Source organism: Streptomyces natalensis ATCC 27448 (genome assembly GCF_000935125.1).
Classification (GTDB): domain Bacteria; phylum Actinomycetota; class Actinomycetes; order Streptomycetales; family Streptomycetaceae; genus Streptomyces; species Streptomyces natalensis.
In genome coordinates this window covers 198,235-207,282 of sequence record NZ_JRKI01000023.1, presented here as the reverse complement: position 1 = coordinate 207,282, position 9,048 = coordinate 198,235, and the positions used below count along the sequence as shown (strand labels likewise).

Sequence of the window (9,048 nt, the reverse complement as noted above, 5' to 3'; positions counted from 1 at the left end):
GGGGGGGGGAGCCGGTCCCCCAGGACCGGCTCGCCGAGGCGGTGCAGTCGTTCCTGGAGTACTTCGCCGTCGCCCCCGGTGGCCGTACGCTCATCCCCGCCCCGCTCTACCACGCCGCACCCAGCCAGCACGCGGTCCTCGCCCTCGCCGTCGGTCTGGACATCACGCTGATGCCGCGCTTCGACGCCGAGGAATTCCTGCGCCTGGTCGAGCGGCACCGCATCCAGCAGGTGCAGATGGTGCCCACGATGTTCGTACGGCTGCTGCGGCTGCCCAAGGACGTCCGCGAACGCTACGACCTGACCTCGCTCACCTCGGTCGTCCATGCCGCGGCCCCCTGCCCGCCGCATGTCAAACACGCCATGATCGACTGGCTGGGACCGGTGCTCCGGGAGTACTACGGCGGCAGCGAAACCGGCGCCGTGACCTGGTGCGACAGCGCCGCATGGCTCGGCCATCCCGGCACGGTCGGCCGGGCCGAGGGGACCTGCGGGGTCGCGGTCCTCGGACCCGACGCGAGGCCCGTGCCGCCCGGCACCACCGGCGAGATCTACCTCAAACCCTCCGACAACTGGCCCCGCTTCACCTATCTCGGCGACCCGGCCCAGCGCGCCGCGATGGAGGCGCCGGGCCTGCCCGGATATATCACCCTCGGCGACATCGGCCATCTCGATGCGGACGGCTATCTCTATCTCAGCGACCGCCGCAACGACATGGTCATCTCCGGCGGAGTCAACATCTACCCGGCCGAGATCGAGGGTTGTCTGCTCTCCCTCGACGGAGTCCGGGACGCGGCGGTGTTCGGCATCCCCGACGAGGAGTTCGGCGAAGTACTGGCCGCCCATCTCCAGACCGAACCGGGCGTCGTGCTCGGCGCCGAGGCCGTACGGGCCCATGTCGCCGAACGGCTGGCCGGGTACAAGGTGCCGCGGGCCGTGGTGTTCGAGGAGCGGCTGCCCCGGGACGAGTCCGGCAAGCTCTTCAAACGGCGGCTGCGGGAACCGTATTGGGATCGATCGGCTGAGGGGTGATCCCGTGCAACGTCGGCGCTTCCTCGCCAAGAGCGGCCTGTGCTACCGCGACAAGGCTGGCCGGACCGAACTGGTCGCTCTGGGCCGGAATTGACGTACCGTCACTCACCGCGGCCGTCACCCGCCACGCCGTCACCCGCTTCCGCTCCGGGCTCGCGATGACCCCGGAGGTAATGATAGAGAGGACCACGAGCGCGGCTGCTGTGCAGGTCAGAGGCAACCTGCACAGCAGTCAGGGTTCGGGGGGAGCCAAACAGGGAGCCACGGGCTGGAAGTCATGCTTCCAGGCTGGGTCCCTGGGCGTCGGAACTCTCCCCTCCAAAGATGACGTCCATCGCTTCGGCCCCCTCCGTGATCACGGGACGCAGTTGCTTCCGGTAGACCCTCTCCGTGGTGGCGGTGCCGCTGTGACCAACTACTCGTGCGATGACCTCGATCGGGATCCCGTGGTCCGATAGCAGTGAGACAGCGCTCGTTCGCAACTCACGGGTGGTCCACTCGTGCGGCTTCGTGAAGCCAGCCTCCCTGAGCAAGCCTCTGAAGTTGCGAAGGACGTTTGTCGAGGTCCGCTCCTTACCATCCTCGCCTGGGAAGACGAGCCCGTCCTCCTGCCATTCCACACCAGCGCCGGCCCATGCCTCTTGCTGTCGCCTCCGATAGGCGTCCATAACAGCAGCAGCCTGCTGCGGCATAGCGAGCGACCGCCGGCTCTTCCTGGTCTTCGTGTCACCCTTCCGGCGCACAGATCGCCACACGTCTACGTACGGTCTCCCACCATCGCTGGGCGCCGTGTGCAAATGCGACCAGGTGAGAGGGCGAGCCTCCTCCGTTCGGACACCAACCAACAGAGCAAGCACTACGTAGGCGTGGATCCAAGTCCCTTCCTTGGCTCGCAGAACTTTCTCTGCCTGTTCCAGAGTGAGCGACTTGCTTGGACGCCCTGGTTGCCCCTCCGGGAGTTCCGCGAGGTCAGCGACGTTACGCGCGACCCTGCCCCTGCGCTGTGCGTGGCCGATTGACCGACGAAGAATCGCGCGCACTCTCTTCAGTGTCTCGTGCGACAGTTCCTCTGCCCTGGACTCCAGCCATTCATCGACCTCTTCTGCCTTCAGATCACGCAGCTGGGCTTTCCCCAAGTCAGGGACGACGTGGTTGTTCGCGAGGCTGCGATAGGCGGCAATGCTGCTGTCCTCACGCCCCTTCAGGCCGTGAACTAGCCAGTCGTTCACGGCCTGTTCGATGGTGTACCTGGCTGGCGCTTTGATCCCGGCTTCGAGTTCTTTCTTGAGGGTACGAAGTTTGCTGCGGACCTCGGTCTTCGTCTTGCCGTACACCTTGGGGCGGCGACGCTTGCCATCCGGCGCATAGCCACGGGAGACGGCGCCTACGTAGCGTTGTTTGGACTTGTCCCAGTAGATCGAATCTTCGCCGTTTCCAGCCTTACGGGACCGCTCAGTCGCGTCGGTCATTGGTCGCACTCCTGAAACGAAAGCCAAGGCCCCGCCCGGAGCGGGCAGGGCCTTGGTTCGGTGTGTGGTGGGTTCAGTCGTCCGCATCGGACTCGCGCATGAGCAAGGCGACGTAGTCGTCGATGTACTGGAGCGGCACGAGTCGGCGCCGACCGATCCGGACGGTGCGGAGTCGGCCGAGCCTGATCTCCTCGAACGCCGTTGAGCGTCCGACCCCGCACAGCTCTGCCGCGACCTCGATGCTGTAGAGGCGCGGCTGTATGCCATGGACCCTCGAGGTGGCGGCCATGAGCTCCTCCTTGGTGAAAACCTCGGGGGCTGCACCCCCTTCCTGGATCCGCAACATCCGCCACGCCGCAACACCGCAGGTCAGCGGCGTGGTTTTGTGGCGGATGGCGGTTGTGTTGCGGATAGGTGCCGCCGCGCATGGCCGCAGGAGCACTTGTTGAGCGCGGTTGGTCAGCCGACGCTGCGAAGTTGGGGCGTGTCGGTTTCCACGAACATGTGGCGGCTCTCAGAAGGGCCTTCCGCCACAGCTCCACCCCCGCTGACCTGCGATGTTGCGGATGTTGCGGATGTTGCGGACTTCTCGGGGGGAGGGGGGCAGTAGCGGATCCAGGCGTCGCTCAGGTCCTCGGCGTAATAGCCCTTCGGGGTGCCGCTGCCGACACGGATGCCGCGGGGGCGGATCGGGGTGTTGTCGGGCCGGACGTACTGACTCAGGAGCTTGGACAGGCCGCGTGCGGTGAGCGGCTTGCTGTTCTGGCCGTCGTCGCTCAGGTCAGCCCACGGGGCGTCATCGAGTCCGAGGAGGACTTCGAGGATGGCGGCGGTGGGCATGCGGTCGGCGCCGCAGAACACCTTGTCGCGCAGGTCGGTCAGCAGGCGGACTCCGAGGGATGCTTCGTCACCTTCCTGCGCGGCCTTGATGAGGGCGACGCAGGCGGCGCGGGCTCGCTCGGGCCAGTGGCCACCCGCCGCGTCGGCGACGGCGAGGAGCGGCTCCCATACGTCGGCGGGCCGGTCGGTGACGCCCTCGGGCATCTCCGGCCACGCCTCGGCGATCTGCTTCTGGATGGTGGCGGTCCACTCGGCGAGTTGGTCGCGCAGGGCGTGACCCTGCTTCTCGTGGACGCGCCGCCTGTACGGTTCGGCCTTCTCGTTGGGGGCCTTCTTGCGCATGCGGATGATGATCGAGCGGGTCAGGATCGTGTCGGGTAGTGAGCCGAGTCCGGCCATGGCGACCGCGCAGAAGGAGGAGAACCATTCCGCGTTCTGGCTGGACCCGTCGCCGACGCAGCGCAGGGACTTGGCGCCGCGCCGGTAGCCGGAGTTGAGGAAGCCGCGGACTTCCTCGTTGCCGCCGGCCTTGGGGCCGAAGACGGTGTCGATCTCGTCGAAGAGGAGGGTCGGGGTGCCTGCGTCGGCCTCCACGAGTCGAAACAGCGCGTTGGCGGAGGCATTGACGGTGGTTGCCGCGCGTGGCGTGAGTGTTTCCACGATCTCCAGAGCGCGGGACTTGCCGGACCCGGGTTCCGGGGAGAGGAAGGCGAGGCGGGCGGTGCCGTCGAGTGCGTCGATGAGGTGGGCGTGTGTGTCCCACAGGGCGACGGCGACGTAGGCGGCTTCGGTGGGGAAGACGTTGAAGCGGCGGTGAAAGGCTTCGACTTCGTCCAGGAGGGCAGCGCCGTCGATGTGGTCGGTCATGAGGCTTTCCTTGTCTCGCGGGTGGCGGGGTGGCGCCAAGGACAGACGTTGCGGTGGGCTTCGTGGTCTGCGATCAGGGCGAGGGCATTGGTGCGGCCGATGGCGCTTTTGTCCCGGCCGCAGCAGCACTTGGAGGTGGCGGTGGGCACGGCCCCACGGGGCGCGCTGATGTGCAGCCAGGCGACGGGGTAGCGTCCGTCGCCGGTCGGGTGCGGGTCAGAACGTTGAAAGGACGCCCTTCGGGCAGCGTCCTTCGGCGCACTGAGGCTGGTCGTGGTGCAGGCCGGTTCGGCGGGGTGCGGCTGGCGGGTGGCCGAGGGGCTCTTAGTGGGGGGATGTTGGGCGGCGCTCATGCGGTGCGCCCTTGGGGATTGTGGGCGATGGACCAGTTCAGAGCCCTGGTGATGACGTCGTCGTAGTAACGCTGCGACTGGCCGCCGTTGGTCGCCGCTGCCCAACTAAGAGCCTCCTCGACCTGCGCGCGGGGGAGGTCGCCGGATGCGACCAGCCGCCCCAGCGCCCGCGCGGCCCGCAGCAGCGTCGCGTTGCGGGTGCCCTCGGCTGCCGTCGCGACGGCTCGGACCTCGTTGTTGAAGGCCGCGTCGGCATACCGCGAGGCGCTGACCGTGATGGGTGCGAAGCGCGCCGGTGCCGGGCGCGAGCGCGGTGCGAGGGCGCTGAGCAGCCACTGGGGCAGCGGCGCCGCGGGGGCGTTGTCGAGGACGTCGTAGGTGCCGGTTGGTGTGGTGCTGGTGGGGGCGACGACGTAGCCGCCGCCTGCCCGGGTGTCGATCCGTGGTCCGAGCGCACCGGCGGTGTTGGGCAGCCGCGCACCGGGCGGTGCGGTGAAGTACAGGTGCCCGCCGCCGCTTGGTGTCCGCACCGTGTAGGTGGTGGGCATGGGCTGGCCGGCGCGCTCGCAGAGCGCCTGGAAGGTCGTCGCGCCGCTAGGCGCGTCCTTCGTGTTGTTCTTCGGTACGTCGAGGTCGACGACGACCAATCCGGCAGGGCCGGTGGCGATAGCGATGTTGTACGGCCCGGTTGACCATGCTGCTCGGATCCGGTCGGGGTTGGTGGTGGCGCGCTGTTCCCACTTCCGGTGCCCTTCGGTGCATGGTCCGGTGTGGGGGCAGCGGGCTTCGCCGTGGAGGGCGGGGCGCTTGTCGCCGGGGCGAAGGGGGAACACGGGCCAGCCGCGTTCTGCTGCGGTCAGTGCTGCGGAGAGCAGCGCAGTTCGCGGGTCATGCGTCATGCTGGAGACCTCCTTGAGTCTCTCGCAAGGGATAAGGAGCCAGGGCGGCCCGAGGCTTTGGCGAGACGCGGGCCGCCCTGCTGTGTCCTGCGGGTCAGAACGGGGGTTCTTCGGAGGCCGAGCCCACCGGCGCCACGGCCCCCGTGGTCGTCCGATCACCGGATTCCACGCCCCAGGGGTCGCTGCCAGCCGGTGCCGGGGTGTTGCGCTGGACGGTCGCGGTGGCGAACTGAAGGGAGGGGCCGATGTCGTCGACTTCGACGGCGAGCATCGAGCGGTTCTCGCCTTCCGGGGTCTGCCAGTTGTGCTGGCGGATGCGGCCGGAGAGGACGACGCGGGTGCCCTTGGTGAGGCTTTCGGCGATGTGCTCGGCCAGTCGTCGCCAGGCGGCGCAGCGGAAGAATGCGGCGGTGCCGTCGCCCCACTGCCCGGATTCCTTGTTGTAGGTGCGCGGGGTGGAGGCGATCGTGAACTTCACCAGCGGGGCACCGGAGTTGGTGAACTTCAGCTCGGGGTCGGCGGTGAGGTTGCCGATGATGGTGATCGGGGTTTCTCCGAACGACATGCTGTCTCTCCTGGTTAGTTGGTGGGATTACTCGCAGATGCAGTCGGGGCGTTCGCTGGAGCCGTCGGCGCCGCAGCCGCAGCAGTGGGCGTACGGGTGGGGCTCGCTGTCGTCGCTCGGGTCGCACAGTTCGCAGTCGATGAACTCGTCGTCCTCGTACACGGGGGTCTCCTGGGTGGTGTTGGTGATCAGGGCTGAAGAGCGGTCGTGGTGCACCACAGGGCTGCGAGTGCGGTGGCGGTGAGGGTGAGCCAGGACAGGGCGTCGGCCCACAGGCGGCGGCCCATGCCGTTCGGGTCGGGTATGTCGGCGTAGGCATCAGCGAGGCGGGCCTGTACGGCGGCGATGAGGCCGAGGTCGGCGTACCAGCGGCCTCGGCGGTCGACTGCGCCGGTCTTCTCACCGTCGGGGTAGTGGTCGCCGTGGAGGATTGCGCGGTGGCGGTCGCTTTCGCCCTTCAGCTCGGCGCGGTTCCGGCAGACGGGGCTGGTGGTGCGGCAGACGGGGCAGCGGTAGAGGAATCTGCGCATGGTCACGTCCTTCGTGGGAGCACGGGTCGGCCCTCCCTGGCGGTGCCGGGGAGGGCCGGATCGGGGTCTGAACGGGGGTGTAGCGGGTTGATTGGATTGATTGGTTTTTGCAGGTCAACATCGGTTTGCTGATCGGCTGGCCATCGGCGGTGATTGGCGTTGTCGGCCGATCGACAGCCGATCAGTGGCCGATCGCCGGCCGATCGGGAGCCGATGCCGGGAGGGGTCAGGCGGTGGCCTCGATGGCGTCCTGGATGGCGGTCAGGCGGTAGCCGCGGGGCTGGCCGGCGAGTTCCTTGAGCCGTTCGGAGGGAAGGTCCACTCCCGCATCGCGCAGGGCGCGGCTGAGGGCCTTGCCGAGTTCGCGAAGGCGGCTGACGTCGTCCCGGTCGTCCCACGCGCCCCACCGTGCGGGGTCCGCAGCCTTCAGGCAGGTGTGGATCTGGTCCATGGTCAGGAAGGCCGGATCGTCTTCCTTCGTGAAGGCACCCCGCAGGAGTTGCAGGACCGGGGGGACCTCCCGATCGGCCGTGCCCGCGCGGAGGGCGGCGCAGAGCTTTTGCAGTGCGCGCCATTGGTGGAGGAGTCCGGCTTCGGTGAGGGTGTGGCCGAGGTCGACGAGTCCGGCTGTGCGTCGTTCGGCGGCGACGCGGGCGGCGTGCTCGGGGGTGATTTCACGGACCTGGTAGCGGGTGGGCTTGTTGGGCATGCCGGGCAGGCCGGTGGCGTAGATCTGTCCGGCGTCGTTGGGCTGGGTGTGGGTGGCGGCCTGGAGGAGGTCGGCGCGGTAGCCCTCGGCGACGGCGCCGGCGCCGAGCAGCTCGGTGATGTCGACGCGTCGGCAGGCGCCGAGGAGCTTGGCGGACAGCTTGGGGCCGATGGCCTCGCCGAGGTAGTCCTTGGTGCCGAACTGGGATCCGGCGTAAACCCAGATGGCTTCCTTACGTCCCAGGAGCAGCAGGCGGACCAGGAGCCTTTTCGCCCTCTCCGACAGCTGCGGCCACTCGTCCCCGAACACGCAGACTGCGGGGTGCTCACGGGAGACGCGCCACTTGTTGCCCCAGCCGTAGCGGGCGCGCTGACGGGCTCGGGCCGAGCACCAGGACAGCAGGAATTCCAGCACGGCGCAGATCGCCTCATCGTCCATGCAGGCGCTCAAGGTGATGGCCTGCTCCAGGTCGCCGATACCGGTGCCCGCCGGGTCGAGGTTGAGGGTTACCGCGTCGTAGCAGGCGGTGGCGACCTCGGCCATGGCGAGCATGACACCGGACTTGCCGCCGCCGGAGTCCGCCACCATCAGCAGCATCAGCCCGGCCAGGGTGAAGGCGAGCGGCGTCGCGTCCATCGCGACCCCGTAGTCGGCCAGGTCGGTGATCGACATCGACAGCGGGGCCCGGTAGGGGGCCGGGCCGACCAGTTCGGGGGTGAAGGGGTCGGTGAGGATCATCCGGACGGTGCAGGTGTCACCGCTTTCGGGGTCGGTCTCCACCAGGAGTCCGTTGCGACGGAGCTTGAGCAGCGTGATCAGCCGCCGGTAGGTCCCCGTCTCGGCGAGTTCCTCGGGGCTTCCGGAAGCGAAGACGACACGGGCCGTCCAGCCCCACGGCTCACGCACCACACCGGTGATGCCCTCGATGTCGCAGCCCTGCGCCAGCAGTGCGCGCCGCAGTGCCTCCTGCGCGTCCTCGCAGCTGGTGACATCGCGGATCGGGAACGGCTTGGCCTCCTCCTGGACGGTCTCGTGCTCCTTGCTGACGGTCGGCATGTCAGGCTTCTCCAGTTCTCGGGGGCCGACCAGGTAGGCGGGCAGTGCGCGTTGGGTGAGGGCGAGGGGATGGCGGCCGAGCCACCAGGCGGCGCCGGCCAGTACCGGCACGGCCACCAGGCCCGCGGCCGGTGCGGCGAGCACGAGGGCGAGGGCTGTGGATCCTGCCGGGAGGAGTACGCCCGCGAACCTGCCCAGGGCCCGTACGGTGCGGTAGCGGCGGATCTGCTCGCGGGTGGGTTGAACTGCGGCGATGTCGAAGGGGATCTGGGCCAGGGCGGCGCCGGCGGTGCGGCGTAGCTTCAGCTCGGTGCCGAGGTCCTTCAGGCGGCGCCCCTCTTCGGTGGTGAGGCCGAAGTCGACGGCGTCGCGAGTCAGTTTCTGGGCCTTCTTGCCCAGGCGGTTGATGTCGGCGGTGACGTCTTCGCGCTGTTCGAGGTAGGTGTCCAGGTGGCGTTTGACCATGCGGCGCCGGATCTCCTCATCCGACATGTAGGCGAGAGTCGTCCAGTGCGCGGTGGCGGCCCAGGCGTGGCGCAGGCCCGGCACGGTGCCTCCGGCGACGGCACGCAGGGCGGCGGCCGTGTACCGGCCGACGCGGACAGCCGCGGGGCGGCGACTGGGACCAGGTTTTTCTTGCTGGGGGCCGGGGGCATCGTCGTCGAGGATTTCGGCCCATACGTATTCCCCTTCGTAGGGGGCGACTTCGGTGCTGTGGTGAGTGCTCAT

The 9,048-nt window shown here is 68.6% G+C and carries 9 protein-coding genes; 1 reads left to right on the top strand and 8 read right to left on the bottom strand.

All coding sequences use genetic code 11. The annotated features are described in order from the left end of the window. The coding region (locus tag SNA_RS14840; protein WP_044365368.1) for an AMP-binding protein at window positions 1-1,031 on the top strand (1,031 nt) is incomplete at its 5' end. A gap of 275 nt (window positions 1,032-1,306) precedes the next feature. Here the strand turns inward: SNA_RS14840 and SNA_RS14835 are convergent. The 8 genes from SNA_RS14835 to SNA_RS14800 all read right to left on the bottom strand — a co-directional run bounded on the left by SNA_RS14835 (window position 1,307) and on the right by SNA_RS14800 (window position 9,048). Beyond that, window positions 1,307-2,500, bottom strand: coding sequence for a tyrosine-type recombinase/integrase (locus tag SNA_RS14835; protein ID WP_030066492.1), 1,194 nt, complete (start codon window positions 2,498-2,500; stop codon window positions 1,307-1,309). Window positions 2,501-2,573: 73 nt separating this feature from the next. Then, entirely contained in the window at window positions 2,574-2,789 is a 216-nt protein-coding gene (locus SNA_RS14830) for a helix-turn-helix domain-containing protein (protein ID WP_044365366.1), read from the bottom strand. A 170-nt stretch (window positions 2,790-2,959) separates the two neighbouring features. Then, a complete protein-coding gene (locus SNA_RS14825; RefSeq protein ID WP_044365345.1) occupies window positions 2,960-4,207 on the bottom strand; it encodes a DUF3631 domain-containing protein in 1,248 nt (415 codons plus the stop codon). Between the two features lie 349 nt (window positions 4,208-4,556). Beyond that, a complete protein-coding gene (locus SNA_RS14815) occupies window positions 4,557-5,459 on the bottom strand; it encodes a bifunctional DNA primase/polymerase (protein ID WP_030066487.1) in 903 nt (300 codons plus the stop codon). A 94-nt stretch (window positions 5,460-5,553) separates the two neighbouring features. Further along, window positions 5,554-6,024: a single-stranded DNA-binding protein gene (gene ssb / locus SNA_RS14810; protein ID WP_037790300.1), complete on the bottom strand. Its 471-nt coding sequence runs from the start codon at window positions 6,022-6,024 to the stop codon at window positions 5,554-5,556. A 27-nt stretch (window positions 6,025-6,051) separates the two neighbouring features. Further along, complete coding sequence (locus SNA_RS44715) at window positions 6,052-6,186, bottom strand: hypothetical protein (protein WP_275042005.1); 135 nt, start codon at window positions 6,184-6,186, stop codon at window positions 6,052-6,054. A 26-nt stretch (window positions 6,187-6,212) separates the two neighbouring features. Beyond that, window positions 6,213-6,554 carry a hypothetical protein gene (locus SNA_RS14805; RefSeq protein WP_030066485.1) on the bottom strand — a complete coding sequence of 114 codons (342 nt, stop codon included), beginning with the start codon at window positions 6,552-6,554 and terminating at the stop codon, window positions 6,213-6,215. A 226-nt stretch (window positions 6,555-6,780) separates the two neighbouring features. Next, complete coding sequence (locus tag SNA_RS14800; protein ID WP_030066484.1) at window positions 6,781-9,048, bottom strand: hypothetical protein; 2,268 nt, start codon at window positions 9,046-9,048, stop codon at window positions 6,781-6,783.